Source organism: Aureispira sp. CCB-E (assembly GCF_031326345.1).
GTDB lineage: Bacteria > Bacteroidota > Bacteroidia > Chitinophagales > Saprospiraceae > Aureispira.
In genome coordinates, this window is sequence record NZ_CP133671.1 from 1,717,443 (window position 1) to 1,744,251 (window position 26,809).

A 26,809-nucleotide genomic window follows, 5' to 3' on the forward strand; every position below is an offset into this window, starting at 1 on the left:
AACGCCAATTTTGTACGAAGTACTATTCTTTCCATTCAATATAGGTAACCTTCAAGTTTTCAATACGAATTTGAACCCAAGCCTGTTTGTTCGAACCATCACTAGTCTGGTAAGCAACTTTTCTATAGACTGTTTCATTGTTTTGGTAGCCTAGGTTTTGGTATAAATTATCCCCTTGATGGTCATAATACTCGTCTTCAAAAGGACCCGAATTATTGGGTCTATCTACGCCGACCAATAAACCATTTTTTTTGTCCAGGAAATCATTGATTACAGCATGAATAAGTTTATTTTTTTGACCATTTCTATACAACGAAAAAGTCCCTAGTATAGCAATCAAGCCCAGTACAAAAAATCCTACTTCCATTCTTATTTAAATCGGTTTAATACTTTTTATAATTTTGTCTAGCACCTTATTATTTTTTTGTAAGGTTTGCTCATGTCCCATCCCCAAGACCAATAATACATTTTGTGGACTATCTATAATAAACACTCCCAATTGGACTGGACTACCATTAATGCTACCTTCTAATTCAGATACAACTCCCATCATCCCATTTAACTCTATAATTTCGGGTTCTGTCGTAATATTAGGCTGTGTCAATTGAGTCTGAATAATTGCTTCCAACTCAATTAGGGCTTCTTCTATTTGATCAGCTTCCATGATAGAAAACGTAATCGATAGAGAACCATCATCATTTTGCAATGTTGCTACTTTATCCTCCTCGTCTATTTGCCACTCACTGGGATACCAAAATTCGACTTGAGCAGCTTGATAAGTGTATAAATTGCGTTTGATTTGAGCCTGCAAACCAGTATTCATTAATATAAAACTAAACAAAAAGATACAAAAAAAAGTTTTCATTGGTATTTTTATGGTGGACTAAATTTTAAGATATTATCATAACAATGATTGAACGGAATGTATGAGAAGCGAACTATGCTGCTTTTTTTCTTCATCAAAAAAGCAAAACAGAGGTTACGCGTCTTTTGATGATAGGTTAGACAAAGGAAAAAAGGCTATAGCAAACCAATTGTTTTATTCTTAATAAGAATTACATTCGTGATAATCATTAATACATAGCCAATAACACAAATTTTATTCCTATCGTTTTAGTAAGTCGATATTTTATTGAAGGATGATTGTTTGTAGTAATTGCACTGTTAGCTATTGTCTTTAAGTATTCAACCTTATTGATCAATCAATAAGGTTGAATTTAGCCATAATGGGAAAGCAAGTGCTTGCCAGCTAGAATGAAATGGTGGAAAGTAATAAAAGAGCTATTGTTTTACAAAAGTAGATCCATTTTGAAACCATTGCCAAGCAGTAGACAGGATGTCGTCAACATTATATTTTGGCGTCCAGCCCAACAGTTTGTTTGCTTTTGAGTAGTCAGAATAGATGGCCGAAACGTCACCTGCTCTACGAGGACCAATTTTGTAATCTAATTTTTGCCCAGTCGCTTTGTCAAAGGCGGTAATTAATTCTAAGACAGAAATACCTTTCCCTATGCCTACATTAAAGGCTTCACAATTAGCATTATTTTTATTGTTAAGCAAATATTGTAAGGATTTTGTATGCGCATTACCAACATCCATAACATGGATATAGTCTCGGATGCAGCTACCATCTCTAGTGTCGTGATCATTGCCTGTAACCGTAAACTGATCTCTAGCTCCTGTTAATGCTTCCATCAAAATTGGAACAACATTGTAGGCTCCCGCTTGAGGAATTTCTCCCATCAAACCACTAGGATGGGCACCCGCAGGGTTGAAATAACGCAATAAGATGCTATTAATGTTAGGATTGGCAACAGAAAAATCTTCAATAATTCTCTCCGCCATTTGTTTGGTACTAGCATAAGGACTTTCTGCTCTTGACATAGGAGTGTCTTCCGTTACAGGTAGAACAGAGGTGTTGCCATAAATAGAACAAGAAGAAGAGAATATAAAGTTAGGAATCTGATACTGATGAATGCAAGTTAATACATTGAGCAAACTGTTTAGGTTGTTCTGATAGTATTTTAATGGTTCTTGAACCGATTCAGGCACACTTTTGTATGCTGCAAAATGTATGATGCCGACAATATCTTGATGTGATTCGAAGACCGTTTTAATGGCTTCTAAATTGCAAAGGTCAACAGCATAGTTAGGAATCGTTTTACCTGTAATTTGGGCAACAACATCCAAAATTTCAGGATTAGATCGGACATTGTTGTCGATAGAAATTACATCAAAACCATTTTCTACTAAATCAATAATGGTGTGACTACCAATATAACCACACCCACCAGTTACCAATATTTTAGACATTTCTAAAAGGTATCAATTTTCTTGTAAACAAAAAATTTAAGTAATTACTAAACAGGACACAGTGTATTCAATACATGCAAATACTATATAGTATTGCTAGTTCGTTGATTTTTACCAAAAAGATAAAAAAGTACATTCGTAAATTAAAACAAACTAAAGTAGGGAATGTGCTGCGAACCTGTAAGAACCTAAATTATATTTTAATAATGGATTACTTGTCGTGTTACTTACTTACTAATTTCTAGTGAAAAGTTACTAGGACATCCTTGCTGGGTTCTACAACTGCTCATACCTACTACCATGGCGATTGCTAATAAAACCACAACTATTTTCTTTGCAGCTAATTTCATACTTGAACTATTTTATTTATTGTGTTAATTGATTTGTCTGGGAATGGTTTTAACGAAGTGTTGGAGATGGGCTACCAATGAGGACAACCGCAACCAGCTTTACAGCCTGTCATTCCAACAACAAGCACCAAGGCAACAAATAGAACTAAAAGCTTTTTTGTATTTTTCATAGTCTTTACAATTTTATACACTTAGCTGCATGAAATAACATTTTGAACAACTAAGTTAAATTTTTTTTATTAAAAAGGCAGGTTTTGTGGTGTAGAATCCAAATGATTGCTGTAAAATTACACAGTTGTAATGATGAGTTAATCTAGTTATGATAAGTAGTTACTCTTTATTGCGAAGCTGTTGTGTCTTGTTATTTGTTATCAATGATTGTGTCTGCCCTAACAAGCACCTAATGCTAAATGTTCGTAATATTACCAACAAAAAGTATCCCACTTTGTCCTCTACACGAAGTGCTATTGAACTATTATTATAATTAAATCTTTTGGAAACATCTAAAAATATACTTGTTGCTGTTTTGAATTGGGGATTAGGACATGCCACTCGTTGCATTCCAATTATTGATGAATTAGAACAACAAGGCGCCAATGTTGTTTTAGCTTCTGATGGAGAAGCATTGATCCTTCTTCGTCAGCAATATCCCCATTTGAATACGATTGAATTACCTACTTACGGTATTCACTACAAGGGGAGCAATATGTTTTTAAACATCTTACCTCAGGTACCCAAAATTCTAAGAGCAATACGTTTAGAACGTAGAAAGTTGAATTCTATTATCAAGGAATATAAAATTACGACAATTATTTCTGATAATCGTTATGGAATGTATCATCATAAAATTCAGTCTATTTTTATAACACATCAACTTAATATTCAGGTTCCCAATCGATATATAGAAGCGTTTGTAGCAAAGTGCAATCATTTTTTTATTCAAAAATTTAATGCTTGTTGGGTGCCAGATTATGAATTAGAACCTAATATAGCAGGGGATTTAGCACACAAAACTAGTTTAAAAAATATCGCCTATTTGGGACCATTGTCTAGATTGTCTAAGATGTCAAAACGCCCTGCCCGTCAAGATGTAATTGTTGTTTTATCAGGTCCCGAGCCACAACGCACGTATTTGGAAGAGAAAGTTATAAAACAAGCCACTCAATTGCCATATCAGTTTTTGATTGTTGGAGGAAAACCCAAATCAGTAGAGGAAAAACAATTGGCTGTTAATATTCGATGGCAATCTTTTTTAGATTCGGATGCCTTACAAATTGCAATTGAAGAGAGTAGAATAGTTATTGCTCGTTCAGGTTATAGTACCATCATGGATCTATTGACCTTAGGTTGCTCAAAAGTTCTATTAATTCCAACACCAGGACAGACAGAGCAAGAATATTTGGCAAGAAGATTAGCCCAAAAAGGATTTTTTATAACTCAACAACAAGCCAATTTAGATTTGAAACAAAGCATTGATTCTTTGGCGAAAAAGGAATCTAAACCTTTTATCAAATATACACCAAAACAATTGGGAAATATAATTTCAAGCTATATAAAATAGAGCAATTTTAATATGTTTTTAGACTTGTGATAGAAACATTTTTTTATTGTAAAAAAAATATTAAAGCCTTGTGTTCAAGGGATTTCTACTCTATCTTGTGCCCGAAAAATAGAACAGATTCAACAAGGTAAATTTGTTTTGGCAAGAATGGTTGTTTTTTGGCAAGAACTACACTTCATCTGTTTGAACTTTCGCATAAATTTGCACCTCATTAATCAATTAATAGAGCTAACACGTTTGTCAATCAGACGTCTTTTAATTATTTTTTACAATCCCCCTTTGTATGAAAAAGTTATTTACACTTCTTTTTTGTTTGTACACCACCATTAATCTTTTTGCACAACCTGGACATGATTATTACTGGGTCGGAACTAGTTCCAATACAGTGCAAGGTAGTGGAGAATGGACCGATTTGAACTCATGGAGATTAGACAGTTTAACAGGAGCAATTCCATCGCAAGTCCCTATTTCTAATAATAGTGTGTATTTCATGGCAGATGCTTTTCCAACGACATTAACTGGATCAGATTCTGTTGTAATAACAGTAAGCAACAATGCCAACTGTGGTACATTTTATTGGGATACAAATATCCCAACATTGGCTAAGAAAATTGCCTTTCAGACCAATACCTTAGGAGTGACAGGTCCTTCAAGTATCAATCTAGACGTATATGGAATTTTTCAGTTGCCATCTACAGAGAAATTAGATTTTGATTTCAACGGTTCTTTGCGTTTTCGTTCTCATGATAAATTAGCAACAATCCAAACCAATGGGCACAAATTACTGGTAAAACAAGTGGTATTTGAAGGAAGTGATACCACAGAATTTCGATTGTTAAGTTTTTTGTACATAGATGATCCCAAAGAATACCACTACAGTCGACGATTAGATATAGACGGAGGGTTTTGCTACTTTTATAGGGGGTATTTAAATTTTAATGGACAAGATGCGATATTAGATCGCTTTGATGCTTATCGTACTAGTTTTTCAGCGCGACAATTGAATATAGCAGGTTCCCACATTCAACTAATTGGTCATGCAGATTATGTATGGATATGTAATTTTAATACAGCAGGAACCAATTATAGTTTCTTTGATGCAACAGGATCGCATATTTTGGTCAAAGACCCACAAGAATTAGCCTATGCACAACAACTTTGGTTGGGTGATGTGAATTATGATACCATAACAACAGATGTTCGTTACTATACTTATTTAAGACGTAGTAGTCCAACCATTCAGCATTTATTTTTGCATAATGACAATTATTTTTATGACAACTTAAATGCAACTATTGAAAATCTTTATCTATATGGTGGACATTTTTATCGTTTTAATCATCGCTCACCTAAAATTACAGTAGAAAACGTTTTTGTAGATTCAGATTGCGACGATTTTGCAGTGATAATGAGTTGGCAAGGCACACCTGGGAAAATTATCAAAAAAACACCAGGGACAACATTGGTATTGGATAAAGTAATCCTAAATGGAATAGAGGGAGATGTGAGTAATGGTCAAAGTTATGTTGCTAATAATAGTATTGATGGGGGAGGGAATACGAATTGGACAATTAATAGCCCCACGGCTAGAAGAATGCGTTTTCAATATAGCAATGCAACCGCCTCAACGCATTATTGGCACAACATTTTGAACTGGCAAGAGTGGAATGGGACAACTTGGGTTGCATCAGGATGTCTACCAACACCAGCCGATGATGTGTATTTTGATGGCGCTTCTTTCCCTGTATCAGGCAATCATAGGATGAGAATTGATTCGATGGCTTATTGCCACGATATGCGTTGGCTGTCAGGAATAGACCATCGAATTCAGATGTATCCGCAGTTATATACCAATCAAACGACACAAGCACTAAATATATTTGGAACGCTTGAGCTAGATGAAGATATGAGTGTGCGTTGTATTGGTCGTAATTTCAATTTGTGGGGGGCTGATCCAGATAGTATTATTACAAAAGGAGTCTATGTATACCCTACATTACAATTACAACCTTATGCCAATTATCATGTTGTAGATACCTTGGCAGCTCGATTGTTGCAAGGCTTGGTTAATTCTTACATCCATGCCGACAACATTACCATGAACTTAGGACAGTTGTACATTCATCAGCGTCAATTTGATAGTGTGGAATGTCATTTGACTTACCACCGTGCCTATCCTTTTAGAGATTATGGCGGTTACCAACATGGTGTTTCTTATACAGGGACAACTACCTTTCATTTTTGGGGAAATAACAATTATTCGAATTGTAGCAATGTAACCAATGGTGATGGAAGAATCTATCTATATGGATCTTCTTGTGGGAATTGTACTGGTGCACAACCAGCAGCACATTTTCCAAATACAGTTTTTCATAGCCAACTATATGGTTTGGCGCATCATATGACTGTTCATGGTGATTTGACGATGTTGGAGGATGGAAATTTCCACTATTGGAATAGTAATCCTACTTATTATACACAAATAAGAGTATTGGGAGATCAGCCCAATGGACCATACAATGGTGATATGAATTTAACGGCAGGCAAAGAATACGTCTTTGATTCATATCGTTCTAATTATTATGCTCCTACGCATGCAAATGCAGGTTTAAATTCTAAAATAGAGGTCTTGGGAACATTAAATGCAGTTGGTGATTGTAGAGAACCCATTACGATTCGAACATTTAATGGAAACCCAATGACATTGAGTGTGGGAAGTTCCAATGTAGAGTATGCTTTTATCCAAGGAATGGACAATTCGGGTAATCCTGTTATCAATGCAGTGAATTCTGTTGATGGAGGTGGAAATTCTGCGATCAATTTTACGACTTCTCCGACAGCTACAACGCTATATTGGAGGGCACATTATGGTGATCCTGCTAATTTTGAAGGAGATTGGAGTGATCCAGGGCATTGGACCAGTAATCCTGCTAGTTTGGTAGGGGATAGTGTTTGTATCCCTTCTAGTGCTGATACCGTTGTTTTTGATGCGTTATCATTTTCTGGAACAAGCAATAGTTGTTTTATAGAAGGAGCTGCATTTTGTAAAACCATTTGGGTTAAAGCCGATATTCGATTGGCGAGTCGTAGTTTTACCGCACCAACAGGCAATCTGTTTATCAATGAAAGTTTATTGATTGATCTACCAATGACGCAGTATGATTATACGGGCAAAATAACGTTTATTGGAAGTGGAGGTATTGTTAAAACAAGTAATACAATGTTGATTAATAGCTACCTTACGTTTAGAGGAACAAATGGTGTTTGGGATTTGGTAGATGATTTTACACTGCAGAATGTTCACCGAGCTTGGCATGGTATCTTAGAGTTAAAAGAAGGAACCTTGAGAACCAACAATCACACGCTTAATTTGTATAATGCATTTTACTCTTATGGACAATCAGAGCGAGAATTAGACTTGGGAACATCTACTGTAAATATGCACTGTTTGGGACGTAATCCTGATAATGGTTATACCAATGTTTGGTTTATTCCCAATGGTCACCGCAATATAGATGTGAAAGGAGCCAGTAGTACGATTAATTTTTATGATAATAATATAACCGCTTACAACTTGCGTATGTACATGGGATACGATTCTTTAACTTGGCGTACGGTAAGAAACAGTGGTAGCTACGATGCCAATAGAATTCAATATGGGGTAGTTAACTTTATGGGAGCTAATGAGATTTCTAATATTACAAGTTATGCGGATTATCAACACCTCAATTTTTTAGGGACTGTTTACTTGAGAGGAGATAATTTGATGGATAGCATCGAGTTTGCAGGAGGGCATTTTTATTATTTATATCAAAATACAGAGCAACACCTCAAAGCCCCTCATGGACGAATTATATCCAATGGTTCAGGAACTAATTTTGTTAATATAGAAACCTATCCAAGTAGCCGAAAATCTTATTTCCACAAGGAGTGGGGCGATCATTCATGCTTGGATTTTGTAAAAATAAAAGACAACGAAGCGACACGAGGAATCAACCCTAATACAGGTACGGCAGATAATGATCTGTTTTTCTATACAGGAACCAATAGTGACAATATCAATGGAACGGCTACAGGTATTTGGAACTTCTCGTTGTTATTTTCTACGCATACTGCACAAGCACCAATTGTAACGGTGTGTGATGGACAAGATAGTGTTGATATTACAGTTGCTATTACAGGAAATGATTTTTATGATATTCGTTACAATTGGTACGATAGCTTAGGCAATACAGGAGCCGATACCATTCAAGTAAACGATGATGACAATGACCCCAGCACACCTTATATCTTTAGCCTTCGTCGTCCTGTCGTTGCTTCTGGATTTTATGCCTTTGATATTGCGACTTATCGTTGTGACAACCGAACTGCTCCAGCGATAGATACAGCTTGGGTGTACAAAAATGTACCGAATACTTTAGTAGAGGTAGACCGAACTGCAAGTTGTTATCTAACCAATGCAGGAACATGGGTTGATTTTTACGATGATATTGATGCCAAACCAATTTTATCCATACAAGATTCTTTAAATGCTGGTGATGCAGACTCGTTACAAAATGTAGATGTATCTGTATTTTTTGAATCATCGGTACAGTACTATGCTGGTCGCCCTTATCTGCCTCGCCATTGGAAAATTACTCCTTCTAACAATGTGGGAGCTAAAGTACGCTTGTATTTTACTCAGGCAGAGTTGGATTCGTTGTATGTCAAAACGTTTCATGGAGTTAATGGGATGGCATTTGGTCCGAGCGATGCTTATTTGGAACTTTGGAAATTTGATGCAGTGCCACATATTAATGCGGCGATAGGATCTAGTGCACCAACTATTGTTCCACATACGGTTATTCCATTGACAGGAGCCAACCGAAAAGCATTGACTTCTACAGCAGCTGTTTTAGCAATAGAGTTTGAAGTAGCTTCTTTTTCTCATTTTATTTTAACTGTTCGAGAGCCTGTTTTATTACCCATAGATTTATTGAGCTTTGATGCCATTGCTAACGATCAAAAACAAGTCGATTTAACATGGGAAGTAGGAACAATTCAAGACTTAGATTATTTTGAGGTATTAAAAAGTACTGATGGTCAAGAGTTTGAATTTTTAGAAACAGTGTTGGCAAGCAATGCGTTGCATTATCAAACAACAGACAAAGCACCACAAGGAGGTTATAATTACTACAGGTTGCGTATTTATGAAACAGATGGAAGTTCTTACTTATCATCTATCCGAGTTGTTGACCTTCCTTCAACTCAAATTTTAGAGGTTTATCCGAATCCAATAAGAGAAGATAACTTAACCATTCGTTTGTCTTCAGAAACAAGTCAACCGTTAATGGTAGAGCTGATTAATCCTCTAGGACAAATTGTACAAACGAGCCTACAAACAGTAGATAAAGGACAGAATATCTTCACATTAAATACTCAACCATTAGAGCAAGGTATTTATATTCTTAGAATTCGTCAAGGGCAAGTTTTAGTTGGGCAACGAAAAATATCTAAATTAGAATAACATTTCTACCGAATAGTAAACCTTACACCAATTGTTCTTTGACGATTTTATTAGAATGCCAACAAAATTCTAAGAATTGTCAAAGAACAATTTTATCGAAGAGCACCCTAAATGGGGCTCTTTTTGTGTTTTAGAGATAAAGAGTAGTGCAAAAAGAAATATAGTTTACTTGTTATTTTTTTGAACGATTACTTATATTAGCTAACAACGTACTAAGGCGTTTCTAAGTGATAACTGACACACAATCTTATATTGTGCACTCAAACTATACATTGTCCTAAAACAAGAAATCAATGAAAGCATTACTGTTGTTATTATCTATACTGCCAGGATTATTAATTGTATTGTATATCTATTGGCGAGATAGACACGATAGAGAGCCGATTATATACCTAACAATTTGCTTTGTTTTTGGGATGTTTAGTACTTATCCTGCCATCAAGATGGAAGAGTTTGGTATGCGAGATTTAGGAATCTACAATGCTATCAACGATCCGTTTATGACCTTTACTTTTACGTTTGCAGTAGTAGCCTTTAGTGAGGAGTTTGTGAAGTATATTTTTTTGCGATATTATATTTTCCCAAAAAAAGAATTTGACGAACCCATGGATGGAATTGTCTATTCAGTGATGATTAGTATGGGATTTGCAACCCTTGAAAATATTCTCTACGTAGTTGTGCGAGCTGCGAATATAGAAGTTGCCTTTCAGATTGGTTTGTTGAGAATGATCACCGCCGTACCAGGACATGCTATTTTTGCGATACTAATGGGATATTTTGTTGGTTTGGCAAAATTCTCAGAAGAAAAAGGCAATTTGTATTTGGTAATTGGTTTGGTGAGTGCCATTTTGCTACATGGAACCTATGATTTTTTTATTTTTATGCAAATGAAAGAATTCCTAGTTTGGTTTACCTTAATCTTTGGAGTTTTATCTTCTTTAATTTTTCTTCGCAGACACTCTAATAATTCTCCTTATGCAACAGGGAATAGCACCGAAATTGATTTAGATGCTTTTGACAAAGAGGAAGATGGAGGCATTTGAGGAACGAAGAACAAAGGCTTTTTACATTTCTAGTTAATGAGGCATAGCATTTGCATGGATATATTGTATAGAAAAAAAATAGTACGCCTAATTTTTTTCTTATAGGCAGAAAATCAATATTTTATTAGATCCCAATCGGGAATCTAACTGCCCCCAAATATTATCATATCAATCAATAACAAAGAAGTAATATCCCCTTATATATGAATCGTAGAAATTTTCTTAAATTGTCTTCAACAGCCTTGAGTGCTGCTTTATTCTCTAATCCTTTAGACTTGTTAGGAATGCCAATGAATACCCCTAGTTTTACCAAAGCAGATTTTGGACCTGATTTTAAATGGGGAGTGGCAGCTTCTGCTTATCAAATAGAAGGCGCTTGGAACGAGGATGGGAAAGGTCCTTCTATTTGGGATACCTTTACACACAACAAACCCCATAAAATACGAAACAAACATAATTCGGATACTTCGTACAACTTTTATCATAATTATAAAGAAGATATTGCACTAATCAAAGCACTCAATTTTGATGTTTTTCGATTTTCATTTTCTTGGTCTCGAATATTTCCAGAAGGTATCGGACGTGTAAATCAAAAAGGAATCGACTTTTATCATCGAGTGATTGATCGTTGTTTAGAAAAAGGAATTGAGCCTTGGGCGTTGATGTATCATTTTGATCTGCCCCAAGCTTTAGAAGACAAAGGAGGTTGGGCAAATCGAGACATCATCAATTGGTTTGATGAATACGCTCAAAAAGTAACCACAGAATATGGGGATAAGGTAAAAACTTGGTTTGGACAGAATGAACCAATTGGCTTTACATTAGGAGGCTATTTGGCGATGTATCATGCCCCAGGTTATTTTGCCCCTCAAAAATTTTTGAAGGCTATTCATCATGCCTTGATGTGCCAAGCATCCTCTGGACGGATTATGCGAGAGAATGTAAAGGATGGTCAGGTTGGAGCAGCGCTTTCTTGTGCATATGTAAGCCCTAAAAACCAAAAAAAGAAACACGTAGAAGCGGCACATCGAATGGATATTCTCCTTAATAGATTGTGCATTGAACCTCATTTGGGGTTGGGTTACCCAACGGAACGCTTCCCGTTTTTAGATAAAATTCACCGTTATGTTCAAGAGGGCGATTTAGAAAAGTTGAAATTTGATTTTGACTTTATAGGCTTACAAAACTATACACAATTTGTTGCTAGGCATGCTTTGCTGCCTTGTGTTTGGGCCTTTGAGCAAAAGCCAGAAAATAGAGGGGTGCCACCAGAAATGATTACAGAAATGGGGTGGGAGGTTTGCCCAGAAGGTATTTACAAAATTATTAAGCAGTATGCTGCTTATGAAAATCTTCCTCCTATTATGATTACAGAAAATGGCTGTGCCATGCCCGATAAATTGGAAAATGGGCGGGTACACGATACACGTAGAATTGAGTTTTATAAGAGCTATCTAGAACAAGTGTTAAAGGCTAAAAATGAAGGGGTAGATATAAGAGGATATTTTGCGTGGACGATTATGGATAATTTTGAATGGGCAGAAGGTTTTGATCCTCGGTTTGGGTTGGTTCATGTCGATTGGGATACTCAAAAAAGAACGATAAAAGATTCTGGACTTTGGTTTCAGGAGTTTTTAAAAGATGAACTGTACGACTAGATGTTTGAGGAGGAACCTAAATTTTACATAGAGCAAAATTGGGGCGTGTTTTGGGGGCGTTTTATCAACAATGCGTTTCATAAGCATTATGCTATTCAATTGAGCTTTGCCGAAGAAATGCCAGTACAAGTGATGACAACAGATGGGCATAAGCATATTTATGATTGTACATTGGTCAAAAGTAACGTGACGCATCAGCTGGTTTGTAATGGGCGACATTTAATCCTTTTATTTAGTCCAATTACTTCTATGGGACAATTTCTTTCTCAATTGAGTGCTGATGACGTAATTTTATTAAAACACTCTATTGCAGAGGAAGTTCAATTACTTTTGTCCCAATTAGTTCGCCGTCAAATTGATTTTAAAAAATTTATAGAATTAATTAAGGTTCGTTTAGAGCAATTTAATGGTGCTTGTTTGACGCAACGACATTTAGTAGATGAGCGGATAGAGCGTGCTTTGTCGTATCTCGAAGCGAATAAGAATAGAGTCGTTCCTCTTGCCGAAATTGCCAAAGAAAACTTTTTGTCTCCGAGTAGGTTTCTACACCTGTTCAAAGATGTCTTGGGAATTACTTATCGTAGGGCGCAGCTATGGATTAAAATTTGCCATTCCTTCGCCTACCTTCAAAAACATAGTATTACAGATACTGCTTATCAATACGGCTTTGCGGATAGTGCCCATTATTCCAAAGTATTTAAACAAAACTTTGGCTTTTCGCCTAAGTTTATAAAAACTGCCCTTCGCGAAGAAATACCCAAATAGAGAATAGCCATTTTGTACATGTTTTCTCTTTTTATTCATCGGATATTTGTGTAAGAATTATAGTTTGATAACACAAGTTACACGATTGTCATAGTGATAATATCCCAACGAATTCTATTCTGTTGATATGGCGAATAAGTAGCAACAAATGAATAAAAAATGAAATACACAGTTGTACTGACACCTCAAATGCAAAATACGTTATTGCGCCCTACTCGTATTTTGGATTATAATCACCCATCTATACAAGCATTAATTGCTCAACAAAATTGGAATGCATTGGATACGATCAACAAAGTGAAGTCTATTTATAACTACGTGCGAGATGAAATTCTGTTTGGGTATAATACCAGTGACGATATTAAAGCCTCTGAAGTTCTGAAAGATGGCTATGGGCAATGCAATACCAAATCAAGCTTGCTAATGGCTTTGTTGAGAGGTGTTGGAGTGCCGAATCGAATTCATGGCTTTACAATTGATAAAGCTTTGCAAAAAGGAGCCGTTCAAGGCTTGTGGTATTGGTTAACCCCACAAAATATTCTGCATAGTTGGGTAGAAGTGTATATCGATGGAAGCTGGTATTTTTTGGAAGGCGTTATTTTGGATAAAACCTATTTAGGAGCTTTGCAAGAGCAAAATCGGGATTGTTCAACTACTTTTTGTGGTTATGGAGCTTATACAGATTCGTTTCAAAACCCTCCTATTGACTGGAATTTAAATCACACCTACATTCAGAAAAAAGGCATCAACCAAGATTTTGGTCGCTTTGATACACCCGATGCGTTTTATGCCAAGCACCAACAAAAACTAGGAAAATTGAAAGCATTTGTCTTTCAACACGTAGTTCGGCATACTATGAATAAAAATGTACAGAATATACGGAAAAGGAAAAAGTAGTTGTTTTTGGGGGAATTGAATTTATAGAGTAAGGAAGAATCAAGTTACTACATTTCCAAATCCATTTAGCTACGAAACCACCATCAAAGTAGAGAGTCTACGAATTAAGAGATGATGGCGAATTGTTGAATAACTTCTACAGGAAAAGTGATGGTTCGATAAATCTTTGTAAGCATTTTTTGCTCTAAGAGGATAAAAGAGTAAAAAAAGCACCCTAATGTTTTATAAAAAAGAAGCTGTCAGGATACGTTTCCTGGCAGCTTCTAATAGATTTATTTTTGCTTAGATATTAATTGGCTTTCTCCGATAAGAAGGTCAAACGAACCAAAGCAATTTCTTCCATTGAAATGTCATCCTCTTCCAGCTCTTTTAATGCTTCGTCAAGCGAATCAGAAGTGGCCGTTGACATGAAATAATCCATAATATCCTCAAAAATCTCTTCGTCGAGCATTTCTTCTGTATAATAGTTAATATCTAGTTTGGTTCCAGAATTAACAATCATATACATTTCATGCAATAAGTCTTCCATAGACAAGCCCAACGTCTCGGCAATGTCCTCAAAAGGAATTTTTTTATCAATACTTTGAATGATCGTGACTTTGTTTTTAGATTTTTTAGCAACGGACTTAATGACAAAATCAACAGGGCGTATAATATCGTTGTCATCTACATATTTCTGAATTGCTTTGATAAACTCACGACCGTATCGGCGAGCTTTTCCTTCACTTACACCAGAGATATTTTTCATTTCTTCAATAGAAAGAGGGTAACGTGTCGCCATTTCCTCGATAGAGGGCTCTTGAAAAACAACAAAAGGAGGTACATCTTTTTGTTGCGCTACTTTTTTGCGAACAGCCATCAAGATATTAAACAATGCTTTGTCCAAAACAGATGTATTGGCTTCAGCAGCAGCAGCTTCTTCTTCCTCTGCTTCTTTGATAAAATCATGATTCAACGCAATTTTGAAAGAGGTAGGTTGTTCTATAAACGTTCGACCAGCAGGAGTTAGTTTTATAATGCCATACGTTTCAATATCTTTGACAAGTAAGTTATTAAGCAATGCTTGTCTCAATATAGAGTTCCAATAATGCGCGTCTTTATCTTTTCCAGTACCAAAAAGAGATAATTTGTCGTATTTAAAATCTAAAATATTTTTGGTTTTATTAGCAACGATAAAATCAACAATCTCTTTGATATGGCAATTTTCTAAAAGTTGCTCTACTACTCTTAGGGCTAGTTGAACATCTTGTTTGGCTTCGATGGTTTCGCGAGGATACTTGCAATTATCACACATTTTTTCTTCACTACAACTACTATCGGTATATTCTTCCCCAAAGTAATGTAACAAGAATCGACGTCTGCAAGAAGACGTTTCGGAGTAGGCTATAATTTCAGATAGCAACTGACTACCCATTTCTCGTTCAGAAACAGGTTTGTCTCGCAAGAATTTTTCTAGTCGCAAAATATCTTTGTGCGAATAATAGGCAATGCATTTGCCTTCTAAACCATCTCGACCAGCACGACCTGTTTCTTGATAATAATTTTCAATACTTTTAGGAATGTCATAATGGACAACAAATCGAACATCAGGTTTGTCAATTCCCATTCCAAAAGCGATGGTAGCACAAATGACGTCAATTTTTTCCATCAAAAAAGCGTCTTGCGTATCACTTCTTACTTTGGCATCTAAACCAGCGTGATAAGGAGCAGCATTAATGTCATTGACATTAAGTAGTTGAGCAATTTCTTCTGTTGCCTTTCTACTTTGAACATAAATGATTCCCGATTTGCCATTCATACTTTTGACAAATTGAACAATATTTTTTAGAACATCTTCTTTTTTTGCTTTCGGGCGGACTTCGTAGTATAAATTGTCACGATTAAAAGAAGAGACAAATTCGTTGTGATTGCTCATTCTAAGGGTTTTGATAATATCCATGCGAACCTTAGGAGTAGCAGTAGCTGTTAGGGCAATAATAGGAATTTGTTTTTCCATGGTTTCAATCATCGAACGAATGCGACGATACTCAGGACGAAAATCATGTCCCCACTCTGAGATACAATGCGCCTCATCAATAGCGATAAATGAAATATTGGTATTGGCAAAGAAAGTTAAGTTTTCTTCCTTGGTTAATGTTTCAGGAGCAACATATAATAATTTGGTACGTCCTTCTGTAATATCTTTTTTGACCGCTTTGATTTGTGTGCGTGTCAAAGAAGAATTTAAAAAGTGTGCAATAGAATCTGAATCGGCAAAAGATCGGATAGAATCTACTTGATTTTTCATTAACGCAATCAATGGAGAGATAACAAGCGCTGTTCCCTCTACCATCAATGCTGGAAGTTGATAGCACAATGATTTTCCACCACCAGTAGGCATTATAACAAAGGTGTCGTGCCCACTCAAGATACTTTCTATAACTTCCTGTTGAGTGCCTTTAAATTTGCTAAAACCAAAGAATTTTTTCAGCGAATCGTGCAAGCTTATATTTTCTGTTTCCATACTCGAAAAGAGTTTCTTATTTGTTTTTCTCCATAAAGAGAAGGTAATCTATATCTTAAATATATAGAAAAAATGTTTGGCATGCTAGCGTGGGGAATTTTGCATTATTACATCTTTTAGCGCCCAAAACCGGGGTATTGAAAGTACAAAAAAATAACTAGCAATTCAAAATTAAATGTATAATTTTCAACTTAATAAAACTCAAAAAAATAGCTTCATAGACACACTCATAAACTGATTTAAGACCTTTAAGGAATAGGACAGGCTTCAAAGATACCAACAATTCTATGGAATAAGGACAGTTTCTAAACCAGGTAATAAAGGACTATCATAGTGTAGCCAAAGCATCACTACAGCTTTTTTTGAGTTCAAAAAATCACTGATTTGCTATCAAAAATTATTCCTAAGTGGATAAGTGTCTAATCTAAATAAATAATAAGTTATTGATGATTTAATTTTGCCCTCAATTTCTTTGAGTAATCGCGTTATATAGGCTATAATTAAGTTGTTCCAGTTGGATGTATAGTCACGTTATTTTTGTTTATACTATTCCTTTTTGGTACCACATGGGTTCCATTCCATTTTATGGCAAGGATTAACATCTCAAAAGTTAAAAAAAATAGTACCTAATAGATAAAAGCAGGGCAATACTCGGTATTCGACATATATTCAAAAATAAAAAGTATAAGCTTAAGTTGTTATTTTATACATAGCTTATAGTTTTATTATAATCATTTTATTATTTTTATAATGAAAATTAGCGTTCTTTAGACTTAAAGAGAGTGAGTTATGTCTTTTTTATAAGCCCTAGAATGGGTTGAAGGATACGAAACAATTAAAAAATAAGAAATATAATGATTATTAGATTTGTAAAAATGACTTTTCAAGAACAATATGTAGAAGGTTTTTTAAAAGCTGTTGACGAACGAAAAGAACGGATTCGAAATTTTGAAGGCTGTACCTATCTTCAAATTGTTCAAGATATTCACCAGCCCAATGTTATTTTTTCTCATAGTTATTGGGATAGTGAGGAAGATTTGAATAATTACCGACACTCTGATTTTTTTGGTGAAATATGGAAAGAAACAAAACCAAAATTTGCTGCAAAAGCAGAAGCTTGGAGCGTACAGAATGTTTACGAATTGCCTTAAAGTTTATGGCATTAGTTTGAACCTTATTTTATATGAAAATAGTACCACATTGGTTGTTCGTAAGATGTTTTTGAAATTATAGCTTTTTTAAGCTTTAATAACCAATGTAGTATAAGGTGCTTTTTTTGTGTTTTTACCAGCCAAGCTTTTTGCCAATTGAGCTTGTTGAGTAGCCCTGTCTAAGTCACACAAAAGCCAAAGGACAGGTCTACTTAGTAGTAATGTAGCTAAATATCACTTGAACAGAACAACTTTTTTTTTGTTTAACAGACATCAACCCTTTCTGTTGATTTGTTCTGAAAAAGCATTTTGGGAATGTTCCTTATTCTTATTAAAAGTAGCTCTTAAGCAACGACACTTATAGACCAACAAATTAACACAAATTAAAACTAAATGTTATGAAGCAAATTTTATTTACACTATTACTACTTTGTAGTTTTTGGAACTATGGAAGTGGACAGATTCAGTATACAGGGTGCACTGGGGCTTTAGCAGGTCCTTACCCTTTTACCTTAAATCAAACAGGAACGACTAATGATGGAGGAACAATAAGAAATACTTATAATAATCCATTTCCTAATTCTCTTTGCGGCATGTCTTGTGCCTACAGAGTAATTTGGAATGTGACACTTAATCAGTGGGAAATCAGATATGACAATGATGGTTCTGGCACTTTCCCAAATCTTTTATACTTCAATACGACAGCCTCTTTTCCTGATCCACCAGATTTAACCTTGGGGACTTGGGTTGATAATTTAGGTATATGTGGAGGTAATGGAAATACATCAATAACAACATTCTCAGGAAATGTTCAAAGCACAGTTTCTTCGGGGGCACCAGAAATAGATGTCTTAGGAAATGGTTTATCTATTGTAGATGGTGACGTGACACCTAGTGCTGGCGACGATACGGACTTTGGAAACGTTACTGTCGGAGGAAATACAGCGCGAACATTCACTATTTCAAACACAGGTGGTACTGCAGCCTTGGATGTAAGTAGTATTAATTTGAGCGGAGCAAATGCAGGCGATTTTGCAGTGAGCGGTATTACATTGCCAGCCAATATAGCTGCTGGAGCGACTACAACATTTACACTAACATTTACGCCTGGAGCAGCTGGCGTTCGGAATGCAACGGTAACGATTAATAACAATGATGCCGATGAAGGAACGTATGCATACGCTGTTCAAGGTACTGGCGTTGCAAACCCAGAGATAGATATATTAGGAAATGGTTTGTCTATTGTCAATGGAGATATTACACCTAGTGTTGGTGACGATACCGATTTTGGGAGCGTTAATGCTGGTGCAAATACAGTAAGAACATTTACCATTTCTAATGTAGCAGGAACAGGGGTATTGAATGTGTCTAGTATTGTGGTAAGTGGAGCGGATGCAGGGGACTTTGTAATTGGTGGAATTACATTGCCTGCTAGTGTGGCAGCAGGGGCTACAGCTACTTTTACAGCAACATTTACGCCATCAGCAGGTGGGGTGCGAAATGCAACAGTTACTGTCAATAATGATGATGCAGACGAAGGAACATATAGTTTTGCAATACGTGGAACGGGCATATTACCATCCGTTGCAATTACAGAATGGATCGCCGACCCTTTGGCCAATGATTTGACAGATGAGTGGGTAGAGCTGCATAACTTTGGAGCTACTCCAATTGATATTCAGAATTGGGAAATTGAAGATGAAGGCGTAGACGATGATGTTATTACAACGACTAGTTTTATTATTCCCGCAGGAGGTTATGTTATTCTAGCTAGAAATAAAGCAATTTTTGAAGCACAGTGGTTGAATGGTTGCCCTTCTGCGAATGTAATTGAGGTAGCCGGTTTGACTTTAGGAAATGGTGCGGATGAAATTATTATAAAAGACAATAACGATATTGTTATTTGGTCTGTTGCTTATCAAAATGATGATGTAACGGGAATTGCAGCACATTATACCGAAGCACCAACTTTTACGAATAGAATCTGGGGATCTGCTGCTAGTCCAGGAGTAGATCGAACAGGAAATGATCCTGCAACGGGAACATTAGGCTATGAAAATAATAACGCAACAGCCGACCCCAACGTAATGACTTCGACAACAGGAGATATGGGAAGTCCTTTTAATGGTACGTATACACCACCTACAAAAGATCTTGTTCGTGGCGATGTACTAGATTTTGATGGTACCGATGATTTGGTGAGCGTTGCTGATAATGCTTCTCTGGACATAACAGGAGATGTTACGTTTGAAGCATGGGTATTGATAAAAGGAAATGCAGCTACTGGATTCCATACTATTTTGGATAAAACAGAAATAGCTGACAATGCCAACTACAGACCCTACATCAACAGTCCTGCTAACACAATGGGTTTTTATAATGGAACAACTGCCGTTAATGCTTCTGCGGCTATTACTGCCAATGAATGGACGCATGTTTGTTGGGCTTATGACAATGGAACAGGGTTAATGACTTTTTATATGAATGGTGCTTCTGTTTTTACAGCAGCCACTAGTATGGGGGCAACCAATGATGGAATTTTGAGAATAGGTACAGATATTTTAGGACGATTTAGCAATGTCTTATTGGATGAAGTTCGCATATGGAATACTACCCGTACGGCAACAGAAGTTCGTGAAAATATGCACCTAACTTTAGAAGATTGTCCAACGGGCTTGGTGGCTTATTATCAAATGAATGATGGAACAGGTTCAAGTGCTTTGACAGATCATTCTGGAAACTCTAATACTGGTACATTAACAAACATGGACCCTGCGACAGATTGGGTCAATTCAGGAGTTAATATAGGGAATGATGCAGGAAATGTTTCTAACAGTCAAACACTTGCTGTAGGAGCTGGTGTGAGTACGCAAAATTTTGCTACAGCTAATTTGAGCATTGATTTTACAGCACATTCTGTACCAGAGGATTTTACCGTAACTTACCACAGGTTTACCCCCAATGCAACAACAGGTATTGTGGGATCGAATATCATTCAAAACCCAATGTGGACGATAGATAAAGCAACAACTTTTTCTACTCAAACGATGGACTTAACATTTAATTTCCCTGTTGCAACAATTACAACCGTTGATATTTGTCAACTCAATCTTTATAATCGACCAACAGGGAGTGATGGGGCTTGGACATTGGTACGAAAAGCATCAACCGTTAGTGGAACATCAGTTACCTTTAGCGATATTAGTTTGACAGGACAGTTTATGGTTGTAGAGGACAACACAGCTATTCCTGCGGATATTGTTCGGGGCGATGTGCTAGATTTTGATGGAATTGATGATTATGTAGCTATTGGTAATTTAGGAAATGTTACAGATTGGACGATTGAAACGTGGTTCCGTCCAAATGGTCTAAATAATTATGAGAATATATTCCATACCGCTTTTCCTGGAGCAGGAACTTCAGATGATGGCGTAAGGTTAGAGCTTAGTAATAATTTTGCCAATGGATTGCTTTATGTTTCGGTTTCTGGTAATGGTACTTTTAATCCATATACGATTGTACCATTAGGCGGTAATTTACCTGATGAATGGCACCACATTGCTATTGTTGGAGATCAAACGAATGGTAGAGTTATTGTTTATCTAAATGGAATAGAGGTGGTCAATAGTGTCAATGCGAACTGGCCTGCGAGCTTCTCTAACATGGTATTGGGGAGAGGTTTTGACGCTAATAATTTGGACAGAGAATTTTCGGGGCAACTGGATGAAGTTCGTATCTGGACAACGACACGTAGTGCAAATGAAATCCGTGAAAATATGCATTTAACTTTGGATGCTTGTGCAAACGGTTTGTTGACTTATTATCAAATGAATGATGGAGTAGGCTCTGCTACCTTAGCCGATAAAACAGGGAATGGAAATACTGGGACATTAACGAATATGGATCCAGCTACAGATTGGGCAGCATCGGATGTCAATGTTGGAAACGATGCTTTGAGAAGTTCCAATAGCCAAACGATTAACGTTCCTTCGGGAGTAAGTACCCAGACTTTTGTAGCGGCTAATGCTACCATGAGATTCTTTCAGCATTCTGCAACAGAAGAGATCACTGTTACTTATCAAGCGTTTATCCCAAATAGTATTGTAGGGGTGAATGCCACTAATTTGATTCAAAATCCAATGTGGACGGTGAACCGATCGAATAATACTTCTAACTTGGTCGTAGATTATACGTTTAATTTTGCCCCAAATACATTTATTAGTTTGAATCCTGCAAAATATGGTTTGTATTATCGCCCTATGAATTCTGGTGGAGCATGGACTAAAATTGCAGTTGCAAATACTGTAACTAATAATTCGGTAACGTTTGGAAAAATAAGTTTAACAGGACAGTTTATGGTCGTACGGGAGTCCGAAATTCTAGTTTCAGATGTACGTGGTAATATGTACGAGTTTGATGGTACGAATTTTATAGATCACTCTGCTACGGCTACCAACTTGCCAACAGGAAATGCTCCTAGAACAATAGAGGCTTGGATTAAAACTACCCAGTTAGGTTTGGGGAATATTGTTAGTTGGGGAAGAAGAAGCAATAATCAAAGAAATAGTATGGCGGTTCGTGGTAATGTATTGGGCTTTGTAGGAGAACTTAATGATTACAATGGTACGACTGTTATTAATGATGGAGCATGGCATCATGTTGCCATTACTTATGATGGAACAACCATGCGTTTTTATGTAGATGGGGTCTTAGATTTGGCTGTACCAACAGCTACGAACTTAAATACAACCGATCAAAACCTTAGAATTGGAACAATTGCTTTGCCTTCTTCTGGTGAAAATTATCAAGGAAGTATCGACGAAGTACGTATATGGAATGTTGCTCGTACGCAAGAAGAACTTCGTGAAAATCGCCATTTAACCCTAAAAGGTAGTGAAATTGGATTAGTTTCTTATTATCAGTTTAACACAGATGACCCTATAGGAACAGCTGGTGGAGTAAAAGATGGTGTAGGAACAAATGATGGTACAACTGTAAATATGACAGGAGCCTCTTATGTTCCTTCAGAGGTAGCAGTAGCAGGAGGTGCATTTGATCGTATTCTTATTCCAGGACCAGGAGTGTACAATTTGCCGAATACTGATATTACCATACAGTTTGATGCCAATACACCTAATGGAGAGATTGTTGTTTCTCGATTAGAAACTGAAAAACCACATGGCTGGGAAACTATTGGAGGAGATGTCGATGATGAGTATTTTGTGGTGAATAACTATGGTTCTAATGCCTCTTTTGATCCTTTGATTGATTTAACATTTGGTCGAATGAGTTATATTTCTGCGGCTGATGCAGCAGAACCGCAAGGCAATTCACCTTTGCAATTGTTTAAACGTTCAGATAATGCTTTTGGAGCTACTTGGGGAGCTACTCTAGGTGGTGCCAATAATGCAACATCAGGAACGAATGCAAGTGTAAGGTATAATGCTACAAACAATGTCAACTCATTTTCACAACTCGTGATTGCCAATGTTGGTGGAACATCCGATCTACCCGTAGAATTGACAAAGTTTGAGGCAAAACGTCTGAATGCAGATAAGGTGGCATTAAATTGGGTCACAGAGACGGAGATTAATAATCAAGGGTTCTTTATCGAACGTATGTTAGAGACTGAAAGTGAATTCAAATCTGTAACATTTGTAGATGGAAAAGGGCAGACTACTTCTGTTACCAATTATCAGCTTTTGGATGAAAATAGTTTTACAGGGGTGTCTTATTACCGTTTGAGACAAGTAGACTTTGATGGAACAACGACCTACTCACAAATCAAAGCAGTTGAAGGGCGTTCTACTAGAGACGAATACATGGATGTGTCTATATATCCAAATCCTGTACAAAACGAACTACAAGTTCGATTTAATACTTTGCCTATCGGAGTAACATCCGCACAAATCACAATTACAGCAGCGAGTGGCAATGTATTACATAATTTTACAGCAGATATACAGTCGTATCAATTGCTAGAAATTAATGAAGTAGCACAGCTGCCAGCAGGTTTGTACTTACTTTCTATTGAATTTGATAATAAGGAACGTGTAGCTCAAAAGTTTATAAAAGAATAGTTGCATGGCGTAGCTTAGGTTAAGTGAATAAAATAGCAGTACTATCAATTAATTGGTGCTGCTATTTTTTTTAGCCCAAAGAAATGGATTTAGAGCAAAACTTTGGACTGCTTGCATTGTGAAAGCTATGTTTAGAATTAAATGTCAAGATACTTTAATATTGAGCTTCAAATTTTTATAGAAAGATTGAAAAAAAATGGTGAAATTTTAAACCTTTTTTGCTTTTTTAGGTTTATCTTAAATGCGAATAGATTGTAGTGTTTACCCCCAAAACTCTTTGTATTATTCTTCAAACCATAGGTAATGAAAGTAAAAGAATTGAGAGATATTTTATCTAAAATGCCCAAGGATAAATTATTGAATTTGTCTATTGAATTTTATAAACTGATACCTAAAGCACAAAAGGAAGTGATGGCTTTGGATGACTATATAGAGACATCGGGGCGTAAAAAAAACAAGAAACCTATTGTTTCCATCTCTCTCGCAGAATTAGAGCAGCAAATCAATCAATTTATCATTGATGTTCGAAACCAAGATTACCTATATCCCAATAAAACAATTGTTCGGAAAGAACGCTTAGCATGGCGGTCTAAAGTAAAGCGTTGGGGCAAAGCGTTGACAAAGAAAAATAGAACAGAGTTAAACTTTCCTAAACAAGCAGAGTTGTTGACCCAATTGTATCAAATTATTTGTGAATCTTGTGTTTACGAGTATTTTTCTGCTTACGATGCTTTTCAATCTATCGGAGTTAAACAAGTCGTTTTTTATAAGAATATTCTGAAATTACTGCAAAATATAGGAGACGACGAACAGATGCTTAACAAAGGTATTTCTCTAATCATCGAAAATCCCTTAAATACATACACGTTGTATTCTGATTTGATTATTCAGTTTGTTAAGAGCATCAAAACAGAACGGAACTATAAAAAAGCTCTCGAAGTGGCTACTCATTTATTACAAACAAATGGGTTTAATCGAAGTGATAGTCCAATTGAGCAAAAATGGACAGAAGAAGAAGAATACGAACAAGAACAGAGACACAACAACTTGGTAGAATTGATTTATCGTTTGCATGCCAATTTTTCTGATTATTCCAAAGCTATCCAGTTTTATAAAAAACATTATTATTGTCTCAACGATGAGATAAAACTATATGTTTTGGTACGTTTGTTATTTGAAAAGGGAAAGAAAAAATTGATCAAACAAGAAATTGAATTGGCGATCAAACAAGGCATTAAACCGCGTGAAAACCTGCTTAAATTACTGGCGATGATTAATGACGAAAATTTATTACCACAATATTTATAATCGACTATTAAGTTGTAGTAGCAGCGCAGCCAACTATTGAAGTTGTTGATTAGTAGTTTTTTTGTAAACGATAAAGTCTAACAAATGCCCCAATTAATTATACCTGGAGGATCTGGTTTTTTAGGTTTGGAATTAGCACGACATTTTGATGCTAAAGGTTGGGACGTGTGTGTGCTCTCTCGTCAAAAAAAAGCAGCTATAGGACGTATTCAATTTGAACAATGGGATGGAAAGACATTGGGAGATTGGACAAAGGTAATAGATGGAGCTGATGTCGTTGTAAATATGGCTGGTCGGACAGTTAATTGTCGTTACAATGCGCTTAACAGAAAACAGATTTTAGATTCTCGAATAAATTCTACAAGAATTTTAGGAGAAGCCATTGCACAAGCTCAAACAAAACCAAAAGTATGGATTAACTCTAGCTCTGCTACGATTTATGAAGATACGAGAGGGCAGGCACCTGCCAACGATGAGTACAATGGAACGATTGGAACCGATTTTTCTATGAATATCTGTAAGGCTTGGGAAAAAGAGTTTAGAGCAGCACCAGTTGATTCGGTGCGAAGAATTGCACTTCGAACAGCTATTGTTATAGGAAAAGAGCCAGGAGGAGCCATGGAATATTTAATAAATCTTTCCAAGTTCTGGTTAGGAGGAACCCAAGGAGGTGGCAATCAGTTTATTAGTTGGGTGCATCTATATGATTTTAGTCGTGTGGTAGAATTTTTAATTGAACAAGCGCATATTGATGGAGTGATTAATTGTGCTGCCCCAAATCCTGTAACAAACAAGTCCTTCATGAAAGAATTGCGTCAACAGCTGGGGCGTTCGTGGGGACTTCCTATCCCCAAAACGTTGTTGGAGATTGGCGCTGTATTTTTACAAACTCAAACGGAGTTGGTGCTTAAAAGTCGAAAAGTTGTCTCCAAACGTTTAGAAGAAGAAGGATTTCAATTTGAATATCCGACCATTCAAGCTGCATTTAAAGAAATTTGTTCTTAATTTTATTGATAAATATTAAAAGAGTCCAAAGGCGTATTAAAATAATTTTTATCAGATAAGTTTGACGTATCTACAGGCGTTGAGGCATTGAATGTTTCTTCCGCATCTTTATAAAGAAACCACTGCTTTTTTTCACGGTCATATTTGAAGGTAAGGTGTCTAGCCCAACGGTTTTGACTACCTCCATAATGCTGTATAGAGACATATTGTTCATGTGCTATTAAGGCACTAAAAGGATCTCCCATTTGCCCTCCACAGTCAACGCAATAGACAGCTTTGTCATTTCTTGCAATGAGATGGAAGGAACCCGTGGAGTCTGCTGCCAAAAGTAATAAAGGGCGCAATGTTGGTTTGTTGTTGGCATAGTCAGATGTTTCTTCTTCTTTGTTTTTTTTCAAAATAAGAACAGCATCCTCAAATCCATCCGCATTAAAGTCGGTTGTTGCTTGACTAAGGATACTATGATTATCCAAAACAAATGAATCAATAGTCAAAACGACAGGTGTTTTAGTTGCTGTTGGCAATGCTGTAGGAGGGGAAGATGTATTACTCTTGTTATTACAGGAAATAATTAAAATACAGAGTAAAAATAATAAAGGCATATTTGAAGTAATTAAAGATGAAGAAACGAAGTAGAGTTCCTAATTGACTAAGGAAAGAAGGAGTTTA

General features: G+C 36.2%; 15 protein-coding genes. 10 read left to right on the top strand and 5 right to left on the bottom strand.

Translation table 11 applies throughout. The annotated features are described in order from the left end of the window. Positions 1 to 22 precede the first annotated feature (22 nt). From QP953_RS06645 to galE, 3 genes are all read right to left on the bottom strand, one after another. Positions 23 to 367 (bottom strand): hypothetical protein, encoded by a 345-nt coding sequence (locus QP953_RS06645; protein WP_052592263.1) that lies wholly within the window; start codon positions 365 to 367, stop codon positions 23 to 25. 6 nt (positions 368 to 373) lie between these two features. Beyond that, positions 374 to 865 (bottom strand): hypothetical protein, encoded by a 492-nt coding sequence (locus QP953_RS06650; protein ID WP_309554391.1) that lies wholly within the window; start codon positions 863 to 865, stop codon positions 374 to 376. A 416-nt stretch (positions 866 to 1,281) separates the two neighbouring features. After that, positions 1,282 to 2,313 carry a UDP-glucose 4-epimerase GalE gene (gene galE, locus QP953_RS06655; protein WP_052592267.1) on the bottom strand — a complete coding sequence of 344 codons (1,032 nt, stop codon included), beginning with the start codon at positions 2,311 to 2,313 and terminating at the stop codon, positions 1,282 to 1,284. Positions 2,314 to 3,156: 843 nt separating this feature from the next. Here galE and QP953_RS06660 point away from each other — a divergent pair. The 6 genes from QP953_RS06660 to QP953_RS06685 all read left to right on the top strand — a co-directional run bounded on the left by QP953_RS06660 (position 3,157) and on the right by QP953_RS06685 (position 14,093). Further along, positions 3,157 to 4,224, top strand: a complete 1,068-nt coding sequence (locus QP953_RS06660) for a glycosyltransferase (RefSeq protein ID WP_052592269.1) — start codon at positions 3,157 to 3,159, stop codon at positions 4,222 to 4,224. Between the two features lie 283 nt (positions 4,225 to 4,507). Further along, on the top strand, positions 4,508 to 9,730 hold the full coding sequence (locus QP953_RS06665) for a T9SS type A sorting domain-containing protein (RefSeq protein ID WP_309554392.1): 5,223 nt from the start codon (positions 4,508 to 4,510) through the stop codon (positions 9,728 to 9,730). A 293-nt stretch (positions 9,731 to 10,023) separates the two neighbouring features. Then, a complete protein-coding gene (locus QP953_RS06670; RefSeq protein ID WP_063832981.1) occupies positions 10,024 to 10,773 on the top strand; it encodes a PrsW family intramembrane metalloprotease in 750 nt (249 codons plus the stop codon). A 203-nt stretch (positions 10,774 to 10,976) separates the two neighbouring features. Beyond that, on the top strand, positions 10,977 to 12,431 hold the full coding sequence (locus QP953_RS06675) for a GH1 family beta-glucosidase (RefSeq protein WP_197043754.1): 1,455 nt from the start codon (positions 10,977 to 10,979) through the stop codon (positions 12,429 to 12,431). Further along, positions 12,432 to 13,196 carry an AraC family transcriptional regulator gene (locus QP953_RS06680; protein ID WP_309554393.1) on the top strand — a complete coding sequence of 255 codons (765 nt, stop codon included), beginning with the start codon at positions 12,432 to 12,434 and terminating at the stop codon, positions 13,194 to 13,196. Positions 13,197 to 13,355: 159 nt separating this feature from the next. After that, a complete protein-coding gene (locus QP953_RS06685) occupies positions 13,356 to 14,093 on the top strand; it encodes a transglutaminase family protein (protein WP_309554394.1) in 738 nt (245 codons plus the stop codon). A gap of 289 nt (positions 14,094 to 14,382) precedes the next feature. Here QP953_RS06685 and recQ read toward each other — a convergent pair whose 3' ends face one another. Further along, on the bottom strand, positions 14,383 to 16,596 hold the full coding sequence (gene recQ, locus QP953_RS06690; protein WP_052592275.1) for a DNA helicase RecQ: 2,214 nt from the start codon (positions 16,594 to 16,596) through the stop codon (positions 14,383 to 14,385). Between the two features lie 854 nt (positions 16,597 to 17,450). On the opposite strand from recQ, the gene QP953_RS06695 reads away from it, so the two are divergent. From QP953_RS06695 to QP953_RS06710, 4 genes are all read left to right on the top strand, one after another. Continuing rightward, positions 17,451 to 17,747 (top strand): putative quinol monooxygenase, encoded by a 297-nt coding sequence (locus QP953_RS06695; protein ID WP_052592277.1) that lies wholly within the window; start codon positions 17,451 to 17,453, stop codon positions 17,745 to 17,747. Positions 17,748 to 18,145: 398 nt separating this feature from the next. Next, positions 18,146 to 23,827 carry a LamG-like jellyroll fold domain-containing protein gene (locus QP953_RS06700; RefSeq protein WP_309554395.1) on the top strand — a complete coding sequence of 1,894 codons (5,682 nt, stop codon included), beginning with the start codon at positions 18,146 to 18,148 and terminating at the stop codon, positions 23,825 to 23,827. A 303-nt stretch (positions 23,828 to 24,130) separates the two neighbouring features. Beyond that, positions 24,131 to 25,135 (top strand): hypothetical protein, encoded by a 1,005-nt coding sequence (locus QP953_RS06705; RefSeq protein WP_309554396.1) that lies wholly within the window; start codon positions 24,131 to 24,133, stop codon positions 25,133 to 25,135. 84 nt (positions 25,136 to 25,219) lie between these two features. Then, positions 25,220 to 26,140, top strand: coding sequence for a TIGR01777 family oxidoreductase (locus QP953_RS06710; protein WP_309554397.1), 921 nt, complete (start codon positions 25,220 to 25,222; stop codon positions 26,138 to 26,140). A gap of 2 nt (positions 26,141 to 26,142) precedes the next feature. Here the strand turns inward: QP953_RS06710 and QP953_RS06715 are convergent, their stop codons facing one another. Then, positions 26,143 to 26,742, bottom strand: coding sequence for a hypothetical protein (locus tag QP953_RS06715; protein ID WP_052592282.1), 600 nt, complete (start codon positions 26,740 to 26,742; stop codon positions 26,143 to 26,145). Between the last annotated feature and the right edge of the window lie 67 nt (positions 26,743 to 26,809).

Bases quoted from the DNA above. Each gene is read 5' to 3' on its own strand.
- QP953_RS06645 (WP_052592263.1), bottom strand. From the start codon at position 367: ATGGAAGTAGGATTTTTTGTACTGGGCTTGATTGCTATACTAGGGACT.
- QP953_RS06650 (WP_309554391.1), bottom strand. From the start codon at position 865: ATGAAAACTTTTTTTTGTATCTTTTTGTTTAGTTTTATATTAATGAAT.
- galE (WP_052592267.1), bottom strand. From the start codon at position 2,313: ATGTCTAAAATATTGGTAACTGGTGGGTGTGGTTATATTGGTAGTCAC.
- QP953_RS06665 (WP_309554392.1), top strand. From the start codon at position 4,508: ATGAAAAAGTTATTTACACTTCTTTTTTGTTTGTACACCACCATTAAT.
- QP953_RS06670 (WP_063832981.1), top strand. From the start codon at position 10,024: ATGAAAGCATTACTGTTGTTATTATCTATACTGCCAGGATTATTAATT.
- QP953_RS06675 (WP_197043754.1), top strand. From the start codon at position 10,977: ATGAATCGTAGAAATTTTCTTAAATTGTCTTCAACAGCCTTGAGTGCT.
- QP953_RS06680 (WP_309554393.1), top strand. From the start codon at position 12,432: ATGTTTGAGGAGGAACCTAAATTTTACATAGAGCAAAATTGGGGCGTG.
- QP953_RS06685 (WP_309554394.1), top strand. From the start codon at position 13,356: ATGAAATACACAGTTGTACTGACACCTCAAATGCAAAATACGTTATTG.
- recQ (WP_052592275.1), bottom strand. From the start codon at position 16,596: ATGGAAACAGAAAATATAAGCTTGCACGATTCGCTGAAAAAATTCTTT.
- QP953_RS06695 (WP_052592277.1), top strand. From the start codon at position 17,451: ATGATTATTAGATTTGTAAAAATGACTTTTCAAGAACAATATGTAGAA.
- QP953_RS06700 (WP_309554395.1), top strand. From the start codon at position 18,146: ATGAAGCAAATTTTATTTACACTATTACTACTTTGTAGTTTTTGGAAC.
- QP953_RS06705 (WP_309554396.1), top strand. From the start codon at position 24,131: ATGAAAGTAAAAGAATTGAGAGATATTTTATCTAAAATGCCCAAGGAT.
- QP953_RS06710 (WP_309554397.1), top strand. From the start codon at position 25,220: ATGCCCCAATTAATTATACCTGGAGGATCTGGTTTTTTAGGTTTGGAA.
- QP953_RS06715 (WP_052592282.1), bottom strand. From the start codon at position 26,742: ATGCCTTTATTATTTTTACTCTGTATTTTAATTATTTCCTGTAATAAC.